The sequence below is a fragment of the Streptomyces sp. NPDC046716 genome, assembly GCF_040645755.1.
GTDB lineage: Bacteria > Actinomycetota > Actinomycetes > Streptomycetales > Streptomycetaceae > Streptomyces.
Genome location: NZ_JBEYYU010000021.1, coordinates 12,800 through 37,886, shown reverse-complemented (window position 1 = coordinate 37,886; position 25,087 = coordinate 12,800). Strand labels below are relative to the sequence as shown.

Sequence of the window (25,087 nt, the reverse complement as noted above, 5' to 3'; positions counted from 1 at the left end):
ACGTGTCCGGACGGGCTCAGTCGCTCGTCACGGTGACCTTCTCGTCGTTGTTGAACTGCTCGACGAGCTGCTTGACCTTGGCCTTGTCCCAGAGGAGATTGCCGCCGGTCGAGCCGTTGACCGGCATGTTCATGGACTTGCCGTCACCGCCGGAGACGGACTTCATCGCCATGAACATCGAGCCCAGGTTCCACAGGCTCATGTCCTTGTCGACGACGAGCGAGTCCAGGCCCGAGCCCAGCGTCGGGTAGAGCTTGAACGGGTTCATGACGGTGCTCGGCGAGGCCACCTTGTGGGCGAGCGCGGCCAGGAACGCCTGCTGGTTCTTGGTGCGCTGGAGGTCGGACGCGGCGAAGGCGTGCCGGGTGCGGACGAAGGCGAGGGCCTGCTGGCCGTCGAGGGTCTGCTTGCCGGCCTCGAAGTCGGCGCCGGACCACTTGTCCTTGAAGCCTTCCTTCAGGTTCATCTCGACGCCGCCGACCGCGTCCACGATGCCCGCGAAGCCGCCGAAGCCGATCTCCGCGTAGTGGTCGATGTGCAGGCCGGTGTTGTACTCGACGGTGCGCACGAGCAGCTCGGGGCCGTCCTCCGCGTAGGCGGCGTTCAGCTTCACCTGGCGGCCCGTGTTCGGGTAGAGCTTGCCGGACTCGGCGCCCTTGAAGTTCGGGATCGTGACGTTCGAGTCGCGGGGGAGGGAGACGAGTGTGTCCCCGTTGCTCCCCGTGTGCAGGATCATCATCGTGTCCGTGCGCTTGCCCTCGGCGGAGCCGGTGTGCAGCTTCTTCTTCTCCTCGGCGGACATGCCCTCACGGCTGTCGGTGCCGACGATCAGGTAGTTCGTGCCGTCGCCCGCCTCGGGCCGCTCGATCACCTTGGACAGGTCGACGTCGCGGTTCAGCTTGGAGTCGGCCCAGAAGTAGGTGACGACGCTGGTCACCACGAGCACCGTGACCAGCGTGATCGCGGTCCACTTGATGCGCTTGCGCCAGTTCGGGGTGCGCGCGGGGCGCCCGCTCGGCGGCCCGTAGTCGTCACCGCCGCCCCCGCCCGCGCGGCTGGGCTGGCCGTAGACCTGCCCGGTGTTGTAGCCGCTGTCGTACCCGTTGCCCCCGTTGTCGCCGTACCCGTCGTCGTACGCGGGCTGCTGCTGGGGTACGGGGCGCCGTACCTGCGGCATGACGCGTGCTCCCTCGGGACGTGCGCTCCCGCTGCCACGGCCGTAGCCGCCGCGGCCGCCGCCGCTCTGCCTGTCGCTCCGCCCGTCGGGCCAATCGCTCATTGGAACAGTGTGCAGGGAGCCGCTGTGTGCCCCACAAGAGCGTGTGAGAAATCGGACCAGGGCTGTTGCAGAGCTGACACAAAGACGGCTGGCCTGGTCGGGGGGCCATACAGTTGAACCATGACTGATCACGCCATATCGCCTGGAGCGGCCCCGGAGGACACCCTCCCCGGCAAGCCGGTCTCGGCCTCCCGCACGACGCTGAGCCACATCATGACGGCCGCCGAGACCAATCTGCTCGGCACCGTGCACGGTGGCGTGATCATGAAGCTCGTCGACGACGTCGCGGGCGCGGTCGCCGGCCGTCACTCGGGCGGCCCCGCCGTCACCGCCTCCATGGACGAGATGGTCTTCATGGAGCCGGTCCGCGTCGGCGACCTCGTGCACGTGCGCGCGCAGGTCAACTGGACCGGCCGTACGTCCATGGAGATCGGCGTCCGTGTCCTGGCCGAGCGGTGGAACGAGTCGACGCCGCCCACCCGCGTCGGCTCCGCCTATCTGGTCTTCGCCGCGGTCGACGCCGACGGCAAGCCGCGCCCCGTCCCCCCGGTGGAGATGGAGACGGAGAAGGACCGCCGCCGCAACCAGGAGGCCCAGATCCGCCGCCAGCACCGCCTGGCCCGCCGCCGAGCCATCAAGGAACTGCGCGAGAAGCGCATCGCAGAGGGCTTGAACGACGACCTCTGATCAAGCCCCTCCGGCGGGGGCAAATCAAGCCCCTCCGGCGATTGAGGAGCGGGGTCCGGGGCGGAGCCCCGAGTCCCGCACCCCATCCGGCCATCAGGAACAAGAAACCTCGTCCCCGGTGACAGCCCCGAACTCACCCTCAGACGCATCCTCGGCCCGAACAGCCCGCACCCCGCGCCAGTCCCCGCCGGCCACCACCTTGAGCACGGCCCCCTGACCGTCGACGGCCCGCATCCGGGCCCCCGGCACCGCGGCGGCCAGCGACTTGGCCGACCGGTCCCAGCGCGGGTCGTACAGCACGGTGGTGTGCGCGGCAGTGCGGTCGTCGGCGTTGGCGGGCGCGCCCGTCGTGCGGAACCCGGTGCCCCGCAGCGCGGCGTCGACCTTCTTCCCGAGCCCGGCCGTCGCCGTCGCGTTCTCCACCTGTACGCGGATCTGCTGCGGCGCGACATCGACGACGGTCGCCTTCTTCTTCGCCCGGTGCGGGGCCAGCGGCTTGTCGTCGCGCAGGGCCTGGAACAGCTTCCCGGACTTCTTGTCGTCCCACTTCACGGTGGAGCCGATGCCCTTGACCGGATAGCTGATGTTGCCGATCGGCACCGTCGTGAACTCCGACGACGAGGGCGAGAAGTTCCGCATCGCCCGCGCCAGATCGACCATCTCGTCGCTGCCGAACCCCTTGTCGGCGCGGACCGAGCTGAGCAGCGTACGGGCCACGTCACGGAAGCGGACCGGGTTCAGCAGCACCCCGGACGAGGTCGTCTTCGCGATGAGGGAGGCCAGGAAGCGCTGCTGGCGCTGCATCCGGCCGAGGTCGCCCGCGCCGTCCAGGTGCCGGGCCCGTACGTACTGAAGAGCCTGCCCGCCGTCGAGGTCGTGGCTGCCCACACCCAGGTCGAGACCGGTGTACGAGTCCTTGAGCGGGCGGGTGGTGCACACCTTGACGCCGCCGAGCTCGTCGACCGTCTTCATGAAGCTGGTGAAGTCGACCTCCAGATAGTGGTCGATCTTCACGTGCGTCATGTGCTCGACGGTGCGCACGGTGAGCTGCGGCCCGCCCTCCGCGTACGCCGCGTTGATCTTCACCGGGTGCTCGTGGTGCTCCTCGCCGCTGTTCATGTCGGTGTGCGGCGGGATCTCCGCGTAGGAGTCGCGGGGGAGCGAGACGACGGAGGCGCGCTCGTGGTCGTCCGAGATGTGCACGATCATGATCGTGTCCGTGCAGTGGCAGGGCGAGCCGCCGAGCCGGTACTTCTGCCGCTCCTCCTCGGTGATCTTGTCCCGGCCGTCGGTGCCGACGAGCAGCACGTTCATGCCGTGCCCGGCGGCGGGACGGTTCTTCATGTCCTTGAACGGGTCGATCCGCTGGATGCCGGTGTCCAGGCCGGAGACGAGCGCGTGCCCGACCCCGGCGGCGGCCAGCACCGTCACCGAGAACGTGGTCGCCACCCGCATCGCCCACCGGGGCTTCCTCCTGCGCGGTGGCCGGACCGGACGGCGGCCCTGGCCCGGCCGCGGTTGACGCTGCGGACGGGCGGGGGAGCGGGGCGGCGTGGGCACCGGGGGACACCTCCGAGAAGGTGGGCGTGGGACAGACCCTGGCACCGTAGGCCGATACGATCTGCGGCCCGCGGTAGTGAGACGGGCGGCGCGCGCCGGTGTCCCCCATTAGCGGTAACGTGACGTCCGATGAACGCAACCGCCAACACTGCCGGGCAGCAGCTTCCGGCCGTCTCCGTGATCATGCCCATCCTCAACGAGGAGCGGCACCTGCGAGAGGCCGTCGAGGCCATCCTGGCGCAGGAGTACGACGGCCCGATGGAGGTCGTGCTCGCCCTCGGTCCGTCCGCCGACCGCACGGACGAGATCGCCGCGCAGCTGGTCGCCGAGACCGCCTCCGCCGACAAGCGCGTCCACACGGTGCCGAATCCGACGGGCCGCACCCCCGCCGCGCTGAACGCCGCGATCAAGGCCTCCCGCCATCCGGTCGTGGTCCGCGTCGACGGCCACGCCGCGCTCTCCGCCGGGTACATCGCCACCGCGGTCCGCCTCCTGGAGGAGACCGGCGCGATGAACGTCGGCGGCATCATGCACGCCGAGGGCACCAACGCCTGGGAGCAGGCCGTCGCCGCCGCGATGACCTCGAAGATCGGTGTCGGCAACGCCGTGTTCCACACCGGCGGCCAGGCCCAGCAGGCCGACACGGTCTACCTCGGCGTCTTCCGGCGCGAGGCGCTGGAGCAGCAGGGTGGGTACAACGAGGAGTTCATCCGCGCCCAGGACTGGGAGCTGAACTTCCGGATCCGCGAGGCCGGCGGGCTCATCTGGTTCTCGCCCGAGCTGAAGGTCTCGTACCGCCCGCGGCCCTCGGTGAAGGCGCTCGCCAAGCAGTACAAGGACTACGGCCGCTGGCGGCACGTCGTCGCCCGCTACCACTCGGGCTCCATCAACCTGCGCTACCTCGCCCCGCCGGCCGCCGTGTGCGCGATCGCCGCGGGCATCGTGGTCGGCGCCGCGCTGACCCCGTGGGGCTTCGTGATCCCCGCCGGGTACCTCGCGGCGATCGCGGCCGGTTCCGTCCCCGCGGGCAAGGGGCTGCCGCTGAAGGCGCGCGCCCAGATCCCGGTCGCCCTCGCCACCATGCACATGACGTGGGGCTGGGGCTTCCTCACCAGTCCCAAGTCGCTGGCGAAGAAGGTCATCGCGTCGCGCCGCCCGGCGGTCCTCGCCACCGGCTGACGGCTCGTCATGCGACGTGAGGGGCGCGGGAGTTCATCTTCCGCGCCCCTCACGTCGTACGGGTCCTACCAGGTGTAGCCGGGCTCGACCTTCATGCACTTGGAGTCGTCCGCGCCGTTCTGCGTCTGCTCCTTGTCGAGCGCCTTGCTCGCGTCCTCGTCGGCGGCCGACTTCGGGTAGGCGTTCCCGGTCGTCCAGTCGGCACCCACGATCAGCGTCACCCCGGAGACGTCCGTCGACTTCTTCACCGAACTCAGCGGAATCCCGAGGGACTTGGCGACCGCCTGGGCGTCACCCTGCAGATCGGACGACGGATAGCGCAGCACCGTCTTCTCCTCGGCGAGGGTCTGCGACTGGTCCCGTACCGTCTTGGTGAAGCCCTTGGCCACGAGCGCCTGCGCCACCTGCGAGGCCCGGCCGGGCACCGGGGCGGTCGTCGCCGTACGGGTGCCGTTGAGCACCTGCACCGCGATCTTGTCGTCGGCCGCCGCAGGGTCGTCGGAGGTCTCGTCCTGCGACTTCTTCTTCTTGTCCTTGCCGTCGAGCGAGACGTCCTCCTTGATCAGGCTCCACAGCGCGTCCGCGTCGTGCTCCTTCGGCGCCACCCGCGCGCCCACGTACACGAACGGCATCGTCGTCATCGTGATCCGGCTCGGCTCGGGCCTCTTCAGCTCGTTGCTGAGGTCGTACAGCTTCTTGACCGTGTCGAGGCCGTCGTCGACGTGCAGCGCCTTCGTCGCCTTCTCGGCGAGGGTGCGCAGCTTGTTGGGGTGGCTGAACGTCGCGTTCTTGCGCAGCTCACGCACCATCGAGCTCATGTACATGTGCTGCGCCTTGGCGCGGGCGATGTCGCTGCCGTCCTCGAAGCCGTGCCGGGTCCGCAGCCACGCGAGAGCCTGCTCGCCCTTGACGGACGTCGTGCCCTCCTTCAGCTTCAGGCCCGAGCCCTCACCGCGGCTGTTACGCGAGTAGACATTGGCGCTGACGCAGACCGGTACACCGCCGACCGCGTCCGCCATCGACACCACACCGGAGAAGTCGACCATCATGAAGTGGTCGATGTGGATGCCGGTCATCTCCTCCCAGGTGGCGACCGTGCAGCCGGGACCGCCGCGGCCCAGCGAGGTGTTCACCATCTGCCGGGTGGCCGTCGCCTCGTAGACCTTGCCGCTCTCCGGGTCGGTGCACTTGGGCAGCTGGGCGAGGGTGTCGCGCGGCATGCTCACCACCGACATGTTCGTGCGGTCGGCCGACAGGTGCAGCAGCATCTGGACGTCCGCGAGCGGGGCGGCGCCGACGCTCTCCTTGGACCCGCCGAGCTTCAGGTTCTCCTTGCTGTTCCGGCTGTCGGAGCCGATCAGCAGGATGTTCAGCGGGGTCTGCCCCGCCGCGTTCGGCGTGGGCTTCGCGGCCTTGTGCTCGCCGATGTTGAGCTTGTCGGTCTTGATGTTGTTGTTCAGATGCCGGTACCAGAGATAGCCGGCGCCCGCCGTGACGAGCACCAGGACCGCGAGCGTGCCCGCGGTCCAGCGCAGTATTCGAAAGCCTCTGCGTTTCTTCGCGCGGCCACCCTTGTGCCGGTGACCCGGTGGTCTGCGATCGCCAGGCCCGGGCACCGCGTCCCCGGCGTCCTGGTACAGGGACTCGTCCCAGCCAAGATCACCGGCTCCCGCCGTCGACGCACCGTGGCCACTCGGTCGTGAACGCTCCCCGCGCACACCACTTCGCCCCATGTCCTCCCCGCCCTCCCCGCCCCCGCGCCCATGTCTCGGCCGCCCCGCTGTCTTCTGTTCAGACAGTCGAAGGGCGGCCGAGGTTGGTCACGACGCGCACACAGTCTTGTCCGCTGTTTGTTGCCCGTCGACCTTCGGCGCCTTCGCCGACGCGCCGTCGATGGGTGTGCCCGCCCCCTCGAAGTCCTGGCCGAGGATGAGGATCACCGCCGGCAGGCCCTGGTCGTTCTTCTCGCTCTTGCCCGGCTTCATCGCGGAAGCGGGCAGCCCCATGATGTCGGCGAGCCGCCTGGCCTGGTCGGCCTGGTCGGGCGAGTACTCCAGCGTCGTCTTCTTCTGCGTCGGCTTGTTGCCCAGCTGGCTGGACTTGCTGACACCCTCGCTGTTCTGCAGCCAGGTGAGGGTCTCCTGCGCGGCGCCGGTCTTCAGGCTGCCGTTGTAGAGGTCGACGCGGACCTCGGACGCCTCCGACTTCGTGCCCTTCAGCTTCGCCGACTCGGCGGCCTTCTTCTTTTTCTTCGTCTCCGTCAGGGACACGTCGTTCTTGATGGCGTTGAAGACCTCGGGCGCCGTCGCCTCGTTGACGACGACCGTCGCCTTGACCTTCTCCGCCGGGTTGTCCAGGACCGGCGTGGTGACGAACGAGATGTTCTTCGTCGGGACCTTCTTCAGCTCCAGGGCCACGTCCTTGAGCTTGTTCAGCGTTCCTATGCCCTGGTCGACCGTGAGCGCGTTGGTCGCGGCCTCGGCCAGGCTCGTCAGCTTGGACGGGTTGGTGAGCGTGTCACTGGAGCTCATCTTGCGGGCGAGCGAACCGAGGAACTGCTGCTGCACCTTGATCCGGTCCAGGTCGCCCTGGTTGCCGAAGCTGTGCCGGGTGCGCAGGAAGGCGAGGGCCTGCTCGCCCTCGACGGTGGACGTGCCCTCCTTGAGCTTGAGGTGCGACTCCTTGTCGTCCACGTCCTTGCCGACACAGACCTGGACGCCGCCGACCGCGCTGGTCAGCGTCTTCACCGCGTTGAAGTCGACCATCATGAAGTGGTCCGGGGTGATGCCCGTGACCGCCTTCACCGTCTTCATGGTGCAGCCCGGGGTGCGGTCGTACTGCCCGAGGCTGGTGTTGAAGCGGACCTGGCTGGTGCCCGGGATCACCTTGCCGTCGTCGTCCGTGCAGTCCGGGATGTCCACGATCAGGTCGCGCGGGATGCTCAGCGCCGTCGCGTTCGACCGGTCCTTGGAGACGTGCAGCAGGATGTTGGTGTCGGCGTGGCCGACACTCCCCTTGTCTCCGTAGCCCTCGTTGCCCTTACCGGTGCGCTTGTCCGTACCGATGATGAGGACGTTGAACGCCTCGTCCTTGCTGAAGCTGTTCTTCGCCTCGGGAGTGTCGGTGACGGTGAGGTTGCCGTTGAGGTGCTCGTAGTAGAAGTAGGCGCCCGCAGCCGTGGCGAGCACGACGAAGGCCAGACCGCCGCTCGTCCAGAGCAGGATCTTCTTGCCCTTGGACTTCTTCTTCGGCTTCGAGCGGCGGCGGCCGGCGGCCTGCGCCGGCTGCTGCGGCTCACGCCTCCTGCGTTGCGGAGGCACCTCCTGCTGCTGCTCGCGCCGGGGCGCGCTGCGGCGGGGATTCGGCACCGCCGACTGCCCTCCGGAAGGAGTCAGTCGCAGTTCGTAATCGCCAGTCTGGGGATTGAGCACCCACTGGTCTGCGGGATCGACATTGTTGTCAGCCCGCCCACGGCCTTGCGCGTCCACGGTTTTCTGCATCCTCCGTCGGGGCCACGCGGCGCCCCACCCCCCTCAAAGCGGGCGCCCGGTCTAAGTCGGTAAGCAGTGCGCGACCCCGCCGACGAAGTATCGAGGCATGGCCGGGTGCACCGGATCGCTCACACTATCCGCCCAGTTCAGCGTCAAGCGACGACGGTGACAAATTCCACTCCCCTACAACTGGGCAATCCGGACCATTTCTTGAAACCTGTGTGCCTGCTGATGACTTGACCTTTACCCGCAGGCGTCCTGGGCCGCCGTGTTGCCCCGGAAAGTAGGGGTGGGGGAGGGGGAGGGGCCCTTGCCGCCGGGGCCGTGGGCGCCGGGCTTGCCGTCGTCCTCGTAGTCCTCGTAGTCCTCGGAGTACCCGTAGTCGCCGTCGTCCTCGTCGTATGCGCCCTCATCCGACATTCCGGACTCGTCCGAACTGTCGTCCCCCTGCCGGCTTTCGGCGCGCACCTCGGCGGGCGTCTCCTTCGCGACCGTCACGGGGGCGTCGGTGCGGATCCGGGTGAACAGCCGGTCGGCGGCGGGCTGGATCAGCTGGTCGCGGTTGGCGTTGTAGACGTACGACTCGCGGGGCACGGTCAGGAACTGGATCCGGTCGGCCGGGATGTCGCGCATCCCGCGCACGAGGTCGTACAGCCCGCGCAGACTGGCGAGGCCCGGGTCGGTGGTCAGCGCGGAGGTCGCGGCGTCCAGCACCGGGTACAGCTTCGCCGGGTTCAGCAGCACTCCGCTGCTCTGCATCTTGGTGGCGAGCGCGCCGAGGAAGCGCTGCTGGCGGTCCATCCGGTCGGTGTCGCTGCCGTTGCCGAGGGTCTTGCGGGCGCGTACGTAGCCCAGGGCCTGCTCGCCGTCGAGGCGCTGGCGCCCGGCGGCCAGCTTCAGATGGGCGTCCTTGTCGTCGATCGGCTTGTCCAGGCAGACCTCGACCCCGTCCACGGCGTCGACCATGTTCTTGAACCCCTGGAAGTCCACGACCATGTGGTGGTCGACCCGGACCCCCGTCATCTTCTCGACGGTCCGGATCGTGCAGGCCGAACCGCCCACCTCGAAGGCGTAGTTGAACATCGCGAACATCGGTTCGATCTGGGAGCCGTCGGACCTGTGGCAGGCCGGTACGTCGACCATCAGATCGCGCGGAAAGGAGACGGCGGTGGCGCTCTTCCGGTCCGCGGCGACGTGCAGCAGGATCGTGGTGTCCGAGCGCTGGGTGCCGTCGTTGTGCCCGTACTTCCCGTTGTCGCCGGCCCGCGAGTCGGACCCGATGAGCAGCAGGTTCTGCGCCCCGTCGACCAGGACGGTGGGCCGCTCCTTGTCGTAGCGGGCCAGCTCGGTCGCGGCGTCCTCGTCCGCGGTGATGTTCCCGTTCAGCTTGTCGTACGCGACCCAGCCCACACCGCCCGCCGCGAGCACCAGCAGCGCGACGCCGATCGCCGCGTTCCGCAGCCATCTCCTGCGCCGCCGCGTCCGCCAGGCGCCGGTGGGCGACGCACCGGCACCGGGTCCGGTCGGCGGCGTGGCGGCAGAGTCGGTCACGTGCGGATCCCCCTCGGCGACGTAGAAGACATGGAACGCGTCTCTACGACCATGGACCCGTCGGCGGTGCGCGGCCGGGGGAGCTGAGCCGAACGGGCTACCTGACGGTCGCCGTGACCCGTTCACTCTCCACGCGCTGGGCCAGGCCCTCGTCGTTCAGCTGGTCCAGGTGGCGGCAGAGCACCACCGAACCGCCGGTCGCCAGCGGCGCGTACAGCCCGGCGGACAGTCCCTGCCAGGTGTCGTAATCGAGCCCCGACAGCAGGCGCGCGCCGGGGGCGGTGGCCTCCGCGCGGGCCTTCGCCACGACCTCGGCGCCGGTGAACTCCTCCCCGCCGACGGCGAGTGCGATCTCCTCCGGGTCGACCGGGACGAAGGGGGCGAAGCGGTCGCCCTGTCCCGGCACCTCCACCGCGTAGTCGAGGAACCCCTCGGGCGGCTGCGGGAACCGCCCGCCGAGCGGCCGCAGGGCCAGCGCGATCCGCTCGCCGGAGCAGGCGCGCGCGGCGTCCAGGGTGTCGGGGCCGGTGACGACGAGGTCGGCGCTCGCCGGGTCCCCGCCGACGTCGGCGACGACGCCGACCGCCGAACAGGCGAGCAGCCACACCGCGGTCTGCCAGTGCGCGGGCAGCAGCACGGCGACCCGGTCCCCGGGCTCGGCGCCCAGGTCCCCCTGCAACAGATTGGCGGTCTTGGCCACCCAGTTGGCCAGCGTGGCCACGGACAGCTCGACCCGCTCCCCGGTGGCGTCGTCGTAGAAGGTGACGAGCGGCCGACCGGGATCGCCCCGCAGCGCCTCGTCCAGCACTCGCCCAGGCGTCAACACAACATCATTCACACCCCCACCCTAGGCCCCGCCCCCGCAGCCTCGGGCAATCCGCCGCCACCCGTCCGAGCCTTGGGCAATCTGCCGCCAAGGGCGGCAGGGTGGGCAAGGCGGCCCCCGGTGCGGGGTGAGCACCTGTCAGGCCCGAGCCCCGTCACGGCGCCACCCGGACACCCCGCCGAACCGGACACCCCGTCACCCCCCAACACCGCCACCCCACTTCCGGCACCCATATGACCCGCCCCGATAGCCGGAATCACCCACTTATGTCCACGATCGTGGGCATGCGTGGTTTTCTTGCTTCCTCGATCGGCGTCACCTGCGCGGCCGCCCTCACCCTCCCCCTCACCCTGCCCACAGCCGCGCACGCGGCAAAGCCCGCGGCGCAGGAATCAGTACCGGGCACCACCCAGTCCCTCCCCCTCACCCCCCTGGCGACGACCGGCGACAGCACCCGGTCCGCCGCCCCGCGGCAGCGACAGGAACAGGGCCTGCCCCGCCGCGACGTCCGCCCCTTCTCCCTCGTCGGCGTGGTCTGGGACAACCCGAACGCCCAGCTCCACGGCCAGGTCCAGGTCCGCACCCGCACCACGGGCACCTCCACCTGGTCCACCTGGCAGGACGTGGAGACCCACAACGACGACGCCCCCGACCCCGACACCGCGGAACACACGTCGAGCACCGTCCGCGGCGCGACGGCCCCGCTCTGGGTCGGCGACTCCGACGGCGTCGAGGTCCGGGTCAAGGCCGAAGAACCCCCGGCGGGAACCCGCGCCGCGGACCAGGCCGCCGAACCCCTCCCCAAGGGCCTGCGCCTGGAACTCGTGGACCCGGGGGAGGAGCCCCCGGCGGCCGGCGCCGAGGCCGACGGCCCCCGCGGCGCGACGCTCGGCGCGGAGACCGCCGCCGCCTCCGCCGTCAACGCCGACCTCGCCCCGCTCGGCGCGACCGTCATCCCCGCCCTGACGAAGAAGGAGACGGAGGACGACCTCATCTCGGCCCGCGGCGGCGACGCCGACGCGACCAAGGCCCGCCCCTACGTCGGCCCGCGCCCGCGGATCATCACGCGCAAGGGCTGGGGCGCCGACGAGAAGCTGCGCGAGCGCCAGTTCGGCTACACGAAGACGGTGAAGGCCGCCTTCGTCCACCACAGCGCCTCCGGCAACAACTACCGCTGCTCACAGGCCCCTTCCGTCATTCGCAGTATCTACCGCTACCACGTCAAGAGCAGCGGCTGGCGGGACATCGGCTACAACTTCCTCGTCGACAAGTGCGGAAACATCTACGAGGGCCGGGCCGGTGGCGTCACGAAACCGGTCATGGGCGCCCACACCCTCGGCTTCAACACCAACAGCACGGGCATCGCCGTTCTCGGCACCTTCGGCAGCTCCAACCCTCCGGCGGCCGCGGTGAACGCCATCGCACGCCTCACGGCCTGGAAACTCGGCCTCTACGGGGCGAACCCCCGTGGCACGACGACTCTGAAGTCGGGCGGTGGCAATCTGTACAAGAAGGGAAAGAATGTACGGCTGAAGGTGATCTCCGGTCACCGGGACGGGTTCGCAACCGAATGCCCGGGACGCCGTCTCTACAAGAAGCTCGGCACGGCCCGTAGCAGCTCGGCCCGTCTCCAGGGTCGCTGACGCCGGCTCCCGGGCTGCTCGAACGGTCTGCATACACTGGCCGGCCGAAAGACAGTTCGGCCGGCCCCAGCAGGAAGCAGAGACGACAGGTGACAGAAGCGATCCTCCTGGTCGGCGGCAAGGGCACCAGACTGCGCCCCCTCACCGTGAACACGCCGAAGCCGATGGTCCCGGCGGCGGGCGTCCCGTTCCTCACGCACCAGCTGGCGCGCGCGAAAGCGGCGGGCGTCGACCACATCGTCCTGGCCACCTCCTATCTGGCCGAGGTCTTCGAGCCGTACTTCGGCGACGGCTCCCGCCTCGGCCTCCACCTGGAGTACGTCACCGAGGTCGAGCCCCTCGGCACGGGTGGAGCGATCCGCAACGTGGCCTCGCACCTGCGCTCGGGACCGGACGACCCGGTCCTGATCTTCAACGGCGACATCCTGACGGGCCTGGACATCTCCGCCCTGGTCCACGAGCACGAGTCGACCGGCGCGGACGTCTCGCTGCACCTGTCCCGGGTCGAGGACCCGCGCGCGTACGGACTGGTCCCCACGGACGGGACGGGGCGGGTGACGGCCTTCCTGGAGAAGCCGCAGACCCCCGAGGAGATCGTGACGGACCAGATCAACGCGGGCGCGTACGTCTTCCGCCGCTCCGTCATCGACACGATCCCGACGGGCCGCCCGGTCTCGGTCGAACGCGAGACCTTCCCCGACCTCCTCTCCTCCGGCGCCCACCTCCAGGGCATGGTCGACTCCACGTACTGGCTGGACCTCGGCACCCCGCAGGCGTTCGTCCGGGGCTCGGCTGACCTGGTGCTGGGCCGCGCCCCGTCCCCGGCCGTCCCCGGCCGCTGCGGCGAGCGCCTGGTGCTGGAATCGGCCGTGGTGGCCCCCGACGCGAAGCTGACCGAGGGCACGGTCGTCGGCGCCGGCGCGCGCGTGGGCGAGGGCGCCCGGGTCTCCGGCTCCACCCTCCTGGACGGCGCGGTCGTCGAACCCGGCGCGGTGATCACGGACTCGCTCATCGGCAGAGGAGCCACCATCGGCGCCCGCACGGTCCTCACCGGCGCGGTCATCGGCGACGGCGCCCACGTGGGCGCCGACAACGAACTCCAGACAGGAGTCCGCGTCTGGTGCGACGCGACCCTGCCCGCGGGCTCGGTCCGCTTCTCATCCGACCAGTAGCCCCGTAAGGGGCGCGGGGAACTGCGCGAGAAGCCCCACGGACCGGCACCCGACAACGAACGCGGCGGGTCCCGGGGGCGCAGCCCCCGGTTTCGGGACGGGAAGGGGAGGCGGGGGCGACCCTCTCTCCCCGCCCGCCCCGACCCCCTACCCTCGAAGGGCACACCCACCCCACCCGAGGACCCCAGTGGCAGGCCGCCGATACACCCCCCGCCCCCAGGCACCGGCACCCACCCGCACCACAGTGCGCGGCGGCGACCTCCGAGTGCCCCACCCCACGGCGCCGACGGCGGCCCCGGCCACCCGCACCTACACGCCCCCGTCCCCGCTCCACCTGGGCCTCATCCTCGGCCCCCTGCGCCGAGGCCCCGCGGACCCCACCTTCCGCGCCACCCCCGACGGCACCCTGTGGCGAACGAGCCGCACCCCCGAAGGCCCCGCCACCCTCCGCCTGACCTCCACCCCGGACGGCACGGTCCGAGCCGCCTCCTGGGGCCCGGGCGCGACCTGGTTCCTCGACCGCATCCCGGCCCTGCTCGGCGAAGGCGACGACCCGGCCCCCTTCGCCCCCCGCCACCGCCTGCTCGCCGAATCGGCCCGCCGCCGCCCCGGCCTGCGCCTGACGAGCACCGGCCTGGTCCTGGAGTCCCTGATCCCGTCGATCCTGGAGCAGAAGGTCACGACGGACGAGGCCTACCGCGCGTACCGTCTCCTGCTCCACAAGTTCGGCGAACCGGCCCCGGGCCCGGCGGGCGGCCAGGAACTGCGCATGCGGATCCCCCCGGACCCGTACACCTGGACCCGGATCCCGTCCTGGGAGTGGCACAAGGCGGGCGTCGACAACAAGCGGGCGTCGACGATCATCCGCGCGGCCCAGGTGGCCCGCCGCCTGGAGGAGGCGGCGGCGATGGAGCCGGTACGGGCGAGGGCCCGCCTGGAACTGGTCCCCGGCATCGGCCCCTGGACCTCGGCCGAGACGATCCAGCGCACGAACGGCGCCCCGGACGAGGTCACGACGGGCGACCTGCACCTGCCCGGCATCGTCGGCTACGCCCTGGCGGGCAACCGCGACGCGACGGACGACGACATGCTGGAACTGCTGGCCCCGTACGAGGGCCAGCGCCACCGGGCGGCCCGCCTGATCCTCCTGTCGGGAGTCTCACCCCCGCGCAGACACCCGAAGATGCGCAAGGTGAACATCGCGGAGTGGTAGAAGGCGCCCCGTGAGGGGCGCGGGGAACTGCGCGAGAAGCCCCACGCACCCGCACCCGGCCTACTCCTACCGAACCTCGACGAAGTCCGAGACCACCCGGGCCGGCCGCTCGACCGGCGCCGCAGCCGGATGCCCCACGGCGACGGCTCCCATCGGATCCCACGACGAGGGCAGATCAAGCACCCCGCGCACGACATCCCGGCAGAACATGGTCGACGAGACCCAGGCGGAGCCGAGCCGCTCACCGGCGAGCGCCACCAGGAAGTTCTGCACCCCGGCCCCGGCGGCCACGACGAACATCTCCCGCTCGGCGGCATCCCGCCGCGCGTCCCCGTACGTGTGGGCCCCGTCCATCACGAGACACGGCACCACGAGATACGGCGCGTTGCGCAGCACGTCCCCGCGCCGCACCCGCTTGGCGATCGACTCCTCGCTCTTGCCGTCCCGCCGCAGATCGGCGATCCACGCGTCCCGCATCGCGTCGAGCAGCCGTGTCCGCGACTCCTCGGACTCCAGCAGCACGAACCGCCACGGCGTCGTGTGATGCGGCGCGGGCGCGGTCACGGCGGCCGCGACGGCCCGCCGCACGGCCCCCGGATCCACCGCCTCGTCGGTGAACGCCCGCACGGTGCGCCGCTGCGTCACGGCCTCCCGCACGGCCTCGGAGGTGCCGAGCCGGAACATGTCGTCCCGGGCGCCGCGCACCAGTTCGCGCGCGGACCCGCCCGGCTCGGCCACGACGGCCTCGCCGAGCCCGCGCACCACGGCGACCGGCAGCCCGCCGGCCTTGCCCTTCACGAGATCCCCGGCCCCGGCCAGCTCGTCGGCGGTGGCCACCACGGTCGCGCTCAGCGGATTGCCGTGCGCGTCCGTGCCGCCCCGCAGATCCTCCAGGACGCGGACTCCGGCGGCGCCGATGGCGATGTCGGTCAGCCCGTTGCGCCACGGCCGGCCGAAGGTGTCGGTGACGACGACGCCGACCTCGACGCCGAGCGCGTCCCGCAGCCCGGCCCGCACGGCCTCGGCCGACGCGTCCGGGTCCTCGGGCAGCAGCAGGACGGTCCCGGCCGGGGTGTTCGAGGCGTCGACGCCGGCCGCGGCCATCACCAGGCCCTGCCGGTTCTCCACGATCCGGAGCGTGCCGCGTCGCGCGACGACCCGTACGGTCTCGGCGTCGATGGCGGCCTCCCGGTCGTCGGCGCGGACGATCCGCCCCTCCGCCTTGGAGACGATCTTCGAGGTGACGAGCACGATGTCGCCGTCCACGAGTCCGGGCTCGGCGGCGGCGATCAGCTTCGCCAGGTCGTCGCCCTCGCGCACCTCGGGGATCCCGGGCACGGCCCATACGCGCAGTTCGCTCACGCGCCCCGCACCTCCTCGGCGAGGGCGAGGGCGACGCGCGCCATCTCGGCGGCGGCGGTGCCCACCTCCGGGTCGGTCATCATCAGCGGCACGGCACGGCAGCGGATCCCGGCCGCCTCGACGCGCTCCACGACTCCCTCGTCCACGGTGTCGACGAGCCAGCCGTCGAGCAGCCCCGACCCGTAGTGCTCGGCGACGGCGGCGGCGCTGGACTCGACGCCGACCGCGGAGAGCACCTTGTCGGCCATTCCGCGCACCGGGGCGTCGCCCACGATCGGGGACAGTCCGACGACCGGCACCCCGGCCTCGGCGATGGCCTCCCGGATCCCGGGCACGGCCAGGATGGTGCCCACGCTGACCACGGGGTTCGACGGCGGGAAGAGGATGACGTCGGCCTCGGCGATGGCCTCCAGGACGCCCGGCGCGGGCTTGGCCTGCTCGGCGCCGACCGGCACCACGGCCTCGGCGTCCACGGAGGCCCGCAGCCGCACCCAGTACTCCTGGAAGTGAACGGCCTTGCGCTCGCCGTCCACCTCCACGGCCACATGGGTCTCCACGCGGTCGTCGGACATGGGGATGAGCCGCACGCCCGGCTGCCACCGCTCGCACAGCGCCTCGGTGACGGCGCTCAGCGGGAAGCCCGCGGCCAGCATCTGCGTACGGACGATGTGGGTGGCGAAGTCCCGGTCGCCGAGCCCGAACCACTCCGGCCCGACCCCGTACGCCGCCAGCTCCTCCTTGACCTTGAAGGTCTCGTCGGTACGGCCCCAGCCCTGTTCCTCGTTGATCCCGCCGCCCAGGGTGTACATCACCGTGTCGAGATCCGGACAGACCTTCAGGCCGAAGAGATGGATGTCGTCCCCGGTGTTGCCGATGACCGTGATGTCCGCGTCCGGAGCCGCCAGCTTGAGACCGCGAAGGAACCGGGCACCACCGATGCCGCCTGCAAGAACCACAATGCGCATGCGCCCAGCATCGCAGGCAGCACCGACACCACGGCAGCCGGTCTCAGACAGTGGCCTCGGCGGCGACCGAGCACGCGGCGGTGTGCATCGGCATGTCGGTCAGCCCGGGGAAGTAGACGTGCAGGCTGACGGCGGGTTCGAGGGAGTCGTTCACGACCTCGTGCACGTACCCCGGCGCGAACACCCGCTGCGCGCCCGCCGCGAGCGTCCGCGCGCCCCGCTGTGAACGCTCCGTCAGTTCCCCCTGGAGCAGCGTCAGGACGCCGGACGAGGAGCCGTGGTCGTGCAGCCCGCTGCCCTGCCCGGGCACCCAGGACAGCAGCCACACCTCGTAGCCGGGGCCGGTGCGCAGCCGGTGGTACCAGCGGGTCGTCGCGTCGAACTCGACCAGGTGCTCCCACTGGGAGCGGTCGGCGGCGAGCGAGCGGGCGAGACCGGCGAATTCGGCCACGGTCGCGGGGTGTTCCCGTGCGGGCTGGAGCAGGTGCGGGACTTCGAGGATGTCGCCGGCGATCTGGAGGTCGCTGTCGCTGTTCATCGAGTGTGGGGTTCCTCAGTCGTGCAGGTCGGTCAGACGGTCGGTGCAGACGGGCCATGCAGCATGCGGGGAGTGGCTCATGCAGAGGTCGTGCAGGGATCGCGCGGAGGAGGAAGTGCGGTCGGAGCCGGCAGGCTCAACGACTCAACAGCTGGAACAGCAACAGCTGTGGTGCGCGCGGGCAGCACAGACGGACCCGGCGGTGCCGGTCGTCGTGATGAGTGCCAAGTTCGCGAGCATGCCCACCAGAACATCGGTTCATGCCTCCCCTGTCAACCCAATGTCCGGAATGCGAGATATCTTTAGCCCTTTCCGGTTGTTCTGTTTGGCGAAAGGTTTGTGCAGGGCGATGTGCGGACACGTGGCGCAGTGAACCGGCGCGCAAACGTCGTTGTGATCCTGTGATCCGAATGTGATCAGGTTCGCTTCACGGGCGCCGCCGGAACGAGATCAAACTCCGCGGCGTCCTTGTCTGTACGAGGCGTTCAGGGGCGTGAGCGGCCGGGATCGGCTGGATGGGCCGCTGGCAAGTGTCACGGTTTTTGCCGATTTGAACACTTTCCGCATAGCCTTGGTTCCGCAGAGTGAATAAGGGGCCCAATAGCAGATCCCGGCTTGACTGCCCCGGATCGGCACACTTGTAATTTCACTCGTGTCGTTCAGCCGAAATCGGTAACGGCAACATCACGGGGACGCACGGACAGACGAGGGGCGCACTATGACCGAGTCGTTTTCGGATCTGCTGGTCGAGGACGCGGAAGAGGAACTCGGCTGGCAGGAGCGCGCGCTGTGCGCCCAGACCGACCCCGAGTCCTTCTTCCCCGAGAAGGGCGGTTCCACGAGGGAGGCCAAGAAGGTCTGCCTGGCGTGCGAGGTCCGCTCCGAGTGCCTCGAGTACGCACTCGCCAACGACGAGCGGTTCGGCATCTGGGGCGGCCTGTCCGAGCGCGAGCGCAGGCGGTTGAAGAAGGCTGCTGTCTAGTCCCCATATTTGCGGTACGTACGGCCCGGCGCAGGTGGGTTATCCACAGGCGGCGGGCCGCTGTTGTCGGCAGCCGTTAGTGTGAGGTCCCGTCCGAGACACCCCAGCGCCCCCGTGCGCCACGGATGTCCACCGCAGTCCAACGAACCGGGGCCCGTACCTCGATGTCCGTGCACAGCCACTCGGCAGACCAATTCGGCACTGCCGCCGCCGCGTTCAACCCGGGGCACGCCGCAGGGCTCGACCCGAGCAGCGCCCCCGAGTTCCCCAGGCATGTCGTCACCGCCGTCCTCGTCTCGCACGACGGCGCGCGCTGGCTGCCCGACGTCCTGTCAGGAGTGCTCGACCAGGAGCGCCCGGTGCAGAACGCGGTGGCGGCCGACACCGGCAGCGCCGATGACTCCGCGGCCCTCGTCGCCCGCGCGATCGGCGACGAGCGCGTCCTGCACCTCGCCCGCCGCACCGGCTTCGGCCAGGCCGTCGAGGAGGCGGTGCGCAGCGCCGGGGTCCTCACGCCCGAAGAGCTGCCGTACCTGAAGCGGCCCAGCGGCTGGGACCCCGTCAGCCGCTCCTGGCGCGACGACACGTACGACCTCCCCGACTTCCCGCACGGCGAGCCCGAGCAGTGGCTGTGGCTGCTGCACGACGACTGCGCGCCCGAATCCGACGCGCTCGCCCAGCTGCTGGCCGTCGTCGAGGCGGAGCGCGAGGCCGGCTCCGACGTCGCGATCGTCGGCCCCAAGCTGCGCGGCTGGTACGACCGCAGGCAGCTGCTCGAGGTCGGCGTCTCCATCGCCCACTCCGGGCGCCGCTGGACCGGCCTCGACCGCCGCGAGCAGGACCAGGGACAGCACGACCACGTGCGGCCCGTCCTGTCCGTGTCCACCGCCGGCATGCTGATCCGCCGCGATGTCTTCGAGCAGCTCGGCGGGTTCGACCGCCGGCTGCCGCTGATGCGCGACGACCTCGACCTGTGCTGGCGCGCCCAGGCGGCCGGCCACCGCGTCGTCGTCGCGCCGGACGCCGTCGTGCGGCACGCCGAGGCGTCCTCGCGCGAGCGCCGCACCGTCGACTGCGTGGGCCGCACCGCGTCCTCCCCGCACAAGGTAGACAAGGCGGGCGCCGTCTACACCCTGTTGGTGAACGCGCGCACGGCGGCGCTCCCCTGGATCCTCGTCCGCCTCCTCGTCGGCACCGTGCTGCGCACCGTCGCCTACCTCGTCGGCAAGGTGCCCGGACAGGCCTTCGACGAGATCACGGGTCTGCTCGCGACACTGCTGCGGCCGGGCCGGATCATGGCCGGGCGACGGCAGCGCGGCAAGGGGGTCGTCGACCCCAAGGACCTCAAGCCGCTGTTCCCGCCGCCGGGCGCGACCCTGCGGCTCACCGTCGAGCAGGTCGCCGGCAATCTGTTCGGCGCCGCGGACCCGGAGACCACGACCGCCGGACGGCACGGCGGCGGCGGCCTCGAATCGGGGCCGGGCGACGACGAGTTCTTCGAGGTCGAGCAGTTCGCCCGCCTCAAGCGCATCGCCCGCAACCCCGGACCGCTGCTCTTCGTCGTCCTCCTCTTCGTCTCCCTGATCGCCTGCCGCGGGCTGCTGGGCGGCGGGGCGCTCGCGGGCGGCGCGCTGCTGCCCGCCCCCGGTGACGCCTCCGACCTGTGGGCGCGCTACCTCGACGCCTGGCACGCCACCAGCACGGGCGGCACCCAGGCCGCGCCGCCCTACCTGGCCTTCGTCGCCGCGCTCTCCACCGTCCTGTTCGGCTCCACCGGACTCGCGATCACCGTGCTGCTCATCGGCTCGGTGCCGCTCGCCGGATTCACCGCGTACTTCGCGTCCCGGCCGCTGGTCGAGTCGCGGCTGCTGCGCGCGTGGGCGGCCGTCGCGTACGCGTTCCTGCCCGCCGCCACCGGCGCGCTCGCGGGCGGCCGGGTCGGCACCTCGGTGCTCGCGATCCTGCTCCCGCTGATCGCCCGCGCGGGTGCCTCGGCCTCCGGACTCATGAACGACCGGGGTGCGCGAGGCAGTTGGCGCGCCACGTGGGCCTACGCCCTGCTGCTGACGGTCACGACGGCCTTCACGCCGATCGTCTGGCCGATGGCCCTCGTCCTCGGCGTCGCGCTCCTCGTGGTGCGCCGCGACGACATCACCGCCTACGGACTGCGCTTCCTGGCCGCGCTCGGCACACCGCTCCTGGTGCTCGCCCCGTGGTCGCTGTCGCTGCTGCCGTTCGGCTTCTTCACGGAGGCCGGACTCCCGTTCGGCAAGGGCTCGGCCGGCGCGGTCGGTCTGCTCGGCGCCTCGCCGGGTGGCCCCGGCACCATGGGCAGCCTGCTGCTCGTCGGCATCGTCCTGGCCGCGCTCGCCGCGCTGCTGCGCCAGGAGCGCCGCCTGCCGGTCCTCGCCGCGTGGACCGTCGCCGTCGTGGCCCTGGTCTTCGCGGTGCTCTCCAACAGCTCGACGTGGGCTGGCCCCGCCACCCTCGTCTACGGCATCGCCCTCCTCGCCGCCGCCGCACTCGGCGCCGACGGCGCACGCACGCGCGTGGCCGAGCAGAGCTTCGGCTGGCGCCAGCCGGTGGCGGCGCTGATCGCGTTCGCCGCCGCCGCGGGCCCGCTGCTGCTCGCCGCGGGCTGGATGATCCGCGGCGCCGACGGACCGCTGGAGCGGCGCGACCCGATCCAGGTCCCCGCGTTCGTCGCCGAGGAGGCCGGCACCCGCGACCAGGCCCGCACCCTGGTCCTCGACGGCGACACGGGCGACGTGTCGTACGCCCTGGTGCGCGGCGCGGGCGCCCGCCTCGGCGACGGTGAACTGACCGACGCGGCGGGCGAGAACGGCCGCCTCGACAAGGTCGTCGCCAACCTCGTGGCGGGCTCCGGCGCCGACCAGGCCGACCAGCTCGGCGGCTTCGCCGTGCGCTACGTCCTGGTACGCGACGGGGCGCCGCGCGAGATGGGCCGCGTCCTGGACTCCACCCCCGGCCTGACCCGGCTCAGCCAGCAGGACGGCACCGCGCTGTGGCGCGTCGACCGCCAGGTGGCGCGCGCGGTCGTCCTGCCCACGGCGGGCTCCGGCTCGACCTCGGACGACGCCCTGCCGGTCGCCGCGGGCCCCGTCGACATCCACACGACCATCGGCGCGGGCAAGGACGGCCGCGTGCTGCGCCTCGCCGACCAGGCCGCCGAGGGCTGGACCGCCACCCTCGACGGCGCACCGCTGACGAGGACGACGGTCGACGGCTGGGCGCAGGGCTTCGAACTGCCCGCGTCCGCCGGCCGCCTCGACGTCACCTACGACGCGCCGTTCACCCACACCGCCTGGCTGTGGGCGCAGGGCGCGCTCGCGATCGTCCTCGTGGTGCTCGCGCTGCCGGGCCGCCGCAAGGACATCGACGACGACCTCCCCGAGGAGCCCGTCGTGCCCGCCCAGGCCGTCGAGGGCGAGGGCCGCAGAGCTCGCAGGCTGCGCGCCCAGGCGGAGGCCGAGGCCGAGCAGACCGATCCGGCCGCGCAGGACGCCGCCGAGGAGGAGGCACCGGTCGCGGACGTCCCGCAGCAGCAGCCGTACGGCGAGTGGGAGCAGCCCAGTTACGCGGGCGCCGAGTACGGCGCGTACACCGCGGGGGAGCAGCAGTACCAGCAGCAGGGCGGATACGGGTACGACCAGCAGGCCGACCCCTATCAGGCGGGCCAGTACGACCCGTACGCCTACGGCGGCGGCTACGACCAGCAGGTCACCTACGACCAGCAGGCCGGGTACGACCAGCAGGGCGGGTACGAGCAGCAGCCCGCGTACGACCAGCAGGCGCCGTACGACCCGACGTACGAGCAGCGGCAGCCGCGGCACGGCACCGGCGCCGACGGTGAGCACCCCGACGGGAGCCAGCAGTGAACCGCACGACCCTGTCCCTGATCGCCGCCGTGACCGCCCTGGCCGCCGTCACGGGCTTCGCCTCCGTCCGGTCCGGGGGCGAGGACGAGGCCCCCGTCACCGCGGCCGCCCGGCTGCCCGTCGAGCGCTCCAGCCTGCTCTGCCCGCAGCCCAGCCAGTCCGACCTCGCGGAGACGGAGTACACCTCGTACACCCCGAAGTCCGCGGACACCGAGGACAAGGGCACGGCGCAGCTGATGCCCGCCGGGGCCGGCGCGACCGACAGCGGCGACGACACGGGCAAGAGCAAGAAGGCCAAGGCGGTCGTCACCCCGAAGGAGCCCGGCAAGCCCGCCACGGGCGATGCCTCGGGAGGCGACGCGCCGGCCCTGGTCGGCACCGCCGACGGCTCCCTCGCGCCCGGCTGGACCGTCCAGCAGACCACCACGGTGGACGTCGGCACGGGCCGTGGACTGCTCGGAGTGGACTGCTCGCAGCCCGACACCGACTTCTACTTCCCCGGCGCCTCCACCGCCAAGGACCGCAGCGACTACATCCACCTGACGAACCCGGACGACGAGCCCGCGGTCGTCGACGTCCAGATGTACGGCCCGGACGGCGCCATCAAGTCCGAGGTCGGCGAGGGCATCCAGATCGCGGCGCGCTCCAGCGTCCCGGTGCTGCTGTCGACGCTGACCGACACGCCGTACACGAACCTGACGCTGCACGTCACCGCGCGCAGCGGCCGGGTCGCGGCCGCCGTCTCCGCCGCCGACTCGAAGCTGGGCGGCGACTGGCTGCCCGCCTCCACCGACCCGGCGGCCTCCCTGGTGCTGCCCGGCATCCCCGAGGACGCCACGGACGTCCGCCTGGTGGCCTTCGCGCCGGGCCAGGACGACGCCGACCTGAAGCTCCAGATCGCCACGTCCAGTGGCAAGATCACGCCGGCCGGGCACGACACGCTGCACGTGAAGTCCGGCATGACGACCGCCGTCGACCTCGGTGACGTCACGCGCGGCGACCCGGGCTCGCTGATCCTGACCCCGAGCGAGGACTCCGTGCCGGTGGTGGCCGCGCTGCGCGTCACGCGCGGCAAGGGCGCCGACCGGGAGACCGCGTTCATCCCGGCCACCGGTGACATCGGCACGCGCGCGACGGTCGCCGACAACCGCTCCAAGGGCTCCACGCTCGCCCTGACCGCGCCCGGCGCCACCGGCAAGGTGAAGGTCACCGCGTCGGCGGGCTCCGAGGGCGGCACCCCGGTCACGAAGGAGTACACGGTCAAGGGCGGTACGACCCTGGCGGTCACCCCGCCGGTGCCGAGCGGTCTGAAGGGCGCGTACGCGCTGACCGTCGAGCCCGTGTCGGGCGGCAAGGTCTACGGCTCGCGGATGCTGGAGGAGAAGCAGGACGGCGTCCCCGCGTTCACGATCCAGACGCTGCCGGACGACCGCGGGACGGTGTCGGTGCCCCGGTCGGACGAGGACCTGTCGGTGCTTCAGAAGTAGGTGCTTCAGAAGTGGCGCGGCGGCCCGCCGGTCAGTCCTCCTCGTCCCCGTAGCGGGGATCGACGGTCTCCGGGGTCAGCCCCAGGACCTCGGCGACCTGCTCGACGACCACGTCGTGCACCAGGGCCGCGCGCTCGTCGCGGCCCTTGGTGCGGATCTCGATGGGGCGCCGGTAGATCACCACGCGCGCGGGGCGGTCGTCCCGCGCCGCGATCGTGCCGCCCAGCGGCACCGAGTCGCCGCCGAACGCCTCGTCCTCGGCCGTCAGGCGCGGCACCTCCAGGACGAGGAAGTCGACCTCGGCCAGTTGCGGCCAGCGCCGCTCCAGACGCTCCACGGAGTCCTGCACGAGGTCGGCGAAGGTGTCCGCGCGGCTCGCGGACAGCGGCACCTGCGGGGGCGCCACGGGCCCGCGCATGCCCCGGCCGTGCCGGTCGCGGCGGCGCGGCGGACGCGGCTCGCCGGGGGAGCGCGGTACCTGACTGTCTGACCTTTCCATCACCGACGCAGCGTAGTCCTTGGGGACGTCGGAGCGGTGCACGAAGCGGGGCAGTACCGGGCGGGCCACCGCATGTCGCTTCCCGACCGATCAAGCCATTCTTGGGCCGGATTCCGCATCCCTCCCGGACCGTTGAACTCGCGAAAGTTGACGGCAATTGTCCCGAGTGGTGACCGCTTTCAAGTGCGCGTAAGGGCGTACGACCCCGGGTCGCCGCAGGTCACGGAGGCGCCCGCGCGAGCCGGTGTGCGCCGTCTCACACCACGACACGGTGGGGTGACCTCGGGGAGAGTCGTCGCGGCCCGCTCAAGAGTGCGGTACCGTCCAACGCTGTGAGCCCTGTACGTCGCTGTTCGCGCACCGCTTGCGGCCGTCCCGCCGTCGCGACGCTGACGTACGTCTACGCCGACTCGACCGCGGTCCTCGGCCCGCTCGCCACCTACGCCGAACCCCACTGCTACGACCTGTGCGCCGAGCACTCGGAGCGCCTCACCGCGCCGCGCGGCTGGGAGGTCGTCCGGCTCACCGACAGCAGCGCCCCCAGCCGCCCCAGCGGCGACGACCTGGAAGCGCTGGCCAACGCCGTGCGCGAGGCGGCCCGCCCCCAGGAGCGCGCCGCCGAGGCCGGCGGCGGAGGCCCGCGCACCGCGGACCCCATGGAGGTCGCCCGCCGCGGTCACCTCAGGGTCCTGCGCTCGCCCGACAACTGACCGCATACGGGGGCACAGCGCGCCCGCGGCCGTCGCCTTCACCG

The 25,087-nt window shown here is 71.5% G+C and carries 19 protein-coding genes; 9 read left to right on the top strand and 10 right to left on the bottom strand.

Going from position 1 to position 25,087, the window contains the following annotated elements; translation table 11 throughout:
* Window positions 1-16: 16 nt before the first annotated feature.
* A complete protein-coding gene (locus ABZ930_RS17750; protein WP_361548658.1) occupies window positions 17-1,279 on the bottom strand; it encodes an LCP family protein in 1,263 nt (420 codons plus the stop codon).
* Between the two features lie 120 nt (window positions 1,280-1,399).
* Here ABZ930_RS17750 and ABZ930_RS17745 point away from each other — a divergent pair, with 120 nt between their 5' ends.
* Entirely contained in the window at window positions 1,400-1,966 is a 567-nt protein-coding gene (locus ABZ930_RS17745) for an acyl-CoA thioesterase (protein ID WP_111665864.1), read from the top strand.
* A gap of 93 nt (window positions 1,967-2,059) precedes the next feature.
* Here the strand turns inward: ABZ930_RS17745 and ABZ930_RS17740 are convergent, their stop codons facing one another.
* On the bottom strand, window positions 2,060-3,421 hold the full coding sequence (locus ABZ930_RS17740) for an LCP family protein (protein ID WP_361548656.1): 1,362 nt from the start codon (window positions 3,419-3,421) through the stop codon (window positions 2,060-2,062).
* A 234-nt stretch (window positions 3,422-3,655) separates the two neighbouring features.
* Between ABZ930_RS17740 and ABZ930_RS17735 the strand changes: the two genes are divergently transcribed.
* Window positions 3,656-4,705, top strand: a complete 1,050-nt coding sequence (locus ABZ930_RS17735; RefSeq protein ID WP_361548654.1) for a glycosyltransferase family 2 protein — start codon at window positions 3,656-3,658, stop codon at window positions 4,703-4,705.
* Window positions 4,706-4,770: 65 nt separating this feature from the next.
* On the opposite strand, the gene ABZ930_RS17730 is transcribed toward ABZ930_RS17735, so the two are convergent.
* The 4 genes from ABZ930_RS17730 to ABZ930_RS17715 all read right to left on the bottom strand — a co-directional run bounded on the left by ABZ930_RS17730 (window position 4,771) and on the right by ABZ930_RS17715 (window position 10,570).
* Complete coding sequence (locus ABZ930_RS17730) at window positions 4,771-6,438, bottom strand: LCP family protein (protein ID WP_361548652.1); 1,668 nt, start codon at window positions 6,436-6,438, stop codon at window positions 4,771-4,773.
* An 87-nt stretch (window positions 6,439-6,525) separates the two neighbouring features.
* On the bottom strand, window positions 6,526-8,193 hold the full coding sequence (locus tag ABZ930_RS17725) for an LCP family protein (protein WP_361548650.1): 1,668 nt from the start codon (window positions 8,191-8,193) through the stop codon (window positions 6,526-6,528).
* A gap of 246 nt (window positions 8,194-8,439) precedes the next feature.
* On the bottom strand, window positions 8,440-9,747 hold the full coding sequence (locus tag ABZ930_RS17720; RefSeq protein WP_361548648.1) for an LCP family protein: 1,308 nt from the start codon (window positions 9,745-9,747) through the stop codon (window positions 8,440-8,442).
* Between the two features lie 97 nt (window positions 9,748-9,844).
* Window positions 9,845-10,570, bottom strand: coding sequence for a TIGR03089 family protein (locus ABZ930_RS17715; RefSeq protein ID WP_361548646.1), 726 nt, complete (start codon window positions 10,568-10,570; stop codon window positions 9,845-9,847).
* Between the two features lie 287 nt (window positions 10,571-10,857).
* Between ABZ930_RS17715 and ABZ930_RS17710 the strand changes: the two genes are divergently transcribed.
* From ABZ930_RS17710 to ABZ930_RS17700, 3 genes are all read left to right on the top strand, one after another.
* Window positions 10,858-12,216 carry an N-acetylmuramoyl-L-alanine amidase gene (locus tag ABZ930_RS17710; RefSeq protein ID WP_361548644.1) on the top strand — a complete coding sequence of 453 codons (1,359 nt, stop codon included), beginning with the start codon at window positions 10,858-10,860 and terminating at the stop codon, window positions 12,214-12,216.
* A gap of 89 nt (window positions 12,217-12,305) precedes the next feature.
* Complete coding sequence (locus ABZ930_RS17705) at window positions 12,306-13,388, top strand: NDP-sugar synthase (RefSeq protein ID WP_361548642.1); 1,083 nt, start codon at window positions 12,306-12,308, stop codon at window positions 13,386-13,388.
* A 265-nt stretch (window positions 13,389-13,653) separates the two neighbouring features.
* On the top strand, window positions 13,654-14,601 hold the full coding sequence (locus ABZ930_RS17700; protein ID WP_361548640.1) for a DNA-3-methyladenine glycosylase 2 family protein: 948 nt from the start codon (window positions 13,654-13,656) through the stop codon (window positions 14,599-14,601).
* Between the two features lie 66 nt (window positions 14,602-14,667).
* Here the strand turns inward: ABZ930_RS17700 and ABZ930_RS17695 are convergent, their stop codons facing one another.
* From ABZ930_RS17695 to ABZ930_RS17685, 3 genes are read right to left on the bottom strand one after another with little or no spacing between them, the layout of a single operon-like run.
* Window positions 14,668-15,963: a coenzyme F420-0:L-glutamate ligase gene (locus tag ABZ930_RS17695; RefSeq protein ID WP_361548638.1), complete on the bottom strand. Its 1,296-nt coding sequence runs from the start codon at window positions 15,961-15,963 to the stop codon at window positions 14,668-14,670.
* Window positions 15,960-16,928, bottom strand: a complete 969-nt coding sequence (gene cofD / locus ABZ930_RS17690; protein WP_361548636.1) for a 2-phospho-L-lactate transferase — start codon at window positions 16,926-16,928, stop codon at window positions 15,960-15,962. The genes ABZ930_RS17695 and cofD overlap by 4 nt, the downstream gene beginning before the upstream one ends.
* 43 nt (window positions 16,929-16,971) lie before the next feature.
* Window positions 16,972-17,466, bottom strand: coding sequence for a cysteine dioxygenase family protein (locus ABZ930_RS17685; protein ID WP_361548634.1), 495 nt, complete (start codon window positions 17,464-17,466; stop codon window positions 16,972-16,974).
* A 718-nt stretch (window positions 17,467-18,184) separates the two neighbouring features.
* Between ABZ930_RS17685 and ABZ930_RS17680 the strand changes: the two genes are divergently transcribed.
* The 3 genes from ABZ930_RS17680 to ABZ930_RS17670 all read left to right on the top strand — a co-directional run bounded on the left by ABZ930_RS17680 (window position 18,185) and on the right by ABZ930_RS17670 (window position 23,834).
* Window positions 18,185-18,448 (top strand): WhiB family transcriptional regulator, encoded by a 264-nt coding sequence (locus ABZ930_RS17680; RefSeq protein ID WP_351444013.1) that lies wholly within the window; start codon window positions 18,185-18,187, stop codon window positions 18,446-18,448.
* 164 nt (window positions 18,449-18,612) lie between these two features.
* A complete protein-coding gene (locus ABZ930_RS17675) occupies window positions 18,613-22,347 on the top strand; it encodes a glycosyltransferase family 2 protein (RefSeq protein WP_361548632.1) in 3,735 nt (1,244 codons plus the stop codon).
* Window positions 22,344-23,834 (top strand): DUF5719 family protein, encoded by a 1,491-nt coding sequence (locus ABZ930_RS17670; RefSeq protein ID WP_361548630.1) that lies wholly within the window; start codon window positions 22,344-22,346, stop codon window positions 23,832-23,834. The genes ABZ930_RS17675 and ABZ930_RS17670 overlap by 4 nt, the downstream gene beginning before the upstream one ends.
* 31 nt (window positions 23,835-23,865) lie before the next feature.
* Here the strand turns inward: ABZ930_RS17670 and ABZ930_RS17665 are convergent, their stop codons facing one another.
* Window positions 23,866-24,333 (bottom strand): metallopeptidase family protein, encoded by a 468-nt coding sequence (locus tag ABZ930_RS17665; RefSeq protein WP_361548798.1) that lies wholly within the window; start codon window positions 24,331-24,333, stop codon window positions 23,866-23,868.
* Between the two features lie 332 nt (window positions 24,334-24,665).
* Between ABZ930_RS17665 and ABZ930_RS17660 the strand changes: the two genes are divergently transcribed.
* The gene (locus ABZ930_RS17660; protein WP_361548627.1) at window positions 24,666-25,043 is read left to right on the top strand and encodes a DUF3499 domain-containing protein; all 378 of its coding nucleotides are present in this window, start codon (window positions 24,666-24,668) and stop codon (window positions 25,041-25,043) included.
* Window positions 25,044-25,087 lie beyond the last annotated feature (44 nt).

Excerpts from the sequence above, each read along its gene's own strand:
- ABZ930_RS17710 (WP_361548644.1), top strand. The coding sequence starts at position 10,858 with ATGCGTGGTTTTCTTGCTTCCTCGATCGGCGTCACCTGCGCGGCCGCC.
- cofD (WP_361548636.1), bottom strand. The coding sequence starts at position 16,928 with ATGCGCATTGTGGTTCTTGCAGGCGGCATCGGTGGTGCCCGGTTCCTT.
- ABZ930_RS17730 (WP_361548652.1), bottom strand. The coding sequence starts at position 6,438 with ATGGGGCGAAGTGGTGTGCGCGGGGAGCGTTCACGACCGAGTGGCCAC.
- ABZ930_RS17685 (WP_361548634.1), bottom strand. The coding sequence starts at position 17,466 with ATGAACAGCGACAGCGACCTCCAGATCGCCGGCGACATCCTCGAAGTC.
- ABZ930_RS17740 (WP_361548656.1), bottom strand. The coding sequence starts at position 3,421 with ATGCGGGTGGCGACCACGTTCTCGGTGACGGTGCTGGCCGCCGCCGGG.
- ABZ930_RS17735 (WP_361548654.1), top strand. The coding sequence starts at position 3,656 with ATGAACGCAACCGCCAACACTGCCGGGCAGCAGCTTCCGGCCGTCTCC.
- ABZ930_RS17680 (WP_351444013.1), top strand. The coding sequence starts at position 18,185 with ATGACCGAGTCGTTTTCGGATCTGCTGGTCGAGGACGCGGAAGAGGAA.
- ABZ930_RS17750 (WP_361548658.1), bottom strand. The coding sequence starts at position 1,279 with ATGAGCGATTGGCCCGACGGGCGGAGCGACAGGCAGAGCGGCGGCGGC.
- ABZ930_RS17665 (WP_361548798.1), bottom strand. The coding sequence starts at position 24,333 with ATGGAAAGGTCAGACAGTCAGGTACCGCGCTCCCCCGGCGAGCCGCGT.
- ABZ930_RS17745 (WP_111665864.1), top strand. The coding sequence starts at position 1,400 with ATGACTGATCACGCCATATCGCCTGGAGCGGCCCCGGAGGACACCCTC.
- ABZ930_RS17675 (WP_361548632.1), top strand. The coding sequence starts at position 18,613 with ATGTCCGTGCACAGCCACTCGGCAGACCAATTCGGCACTGCCGCCGCC.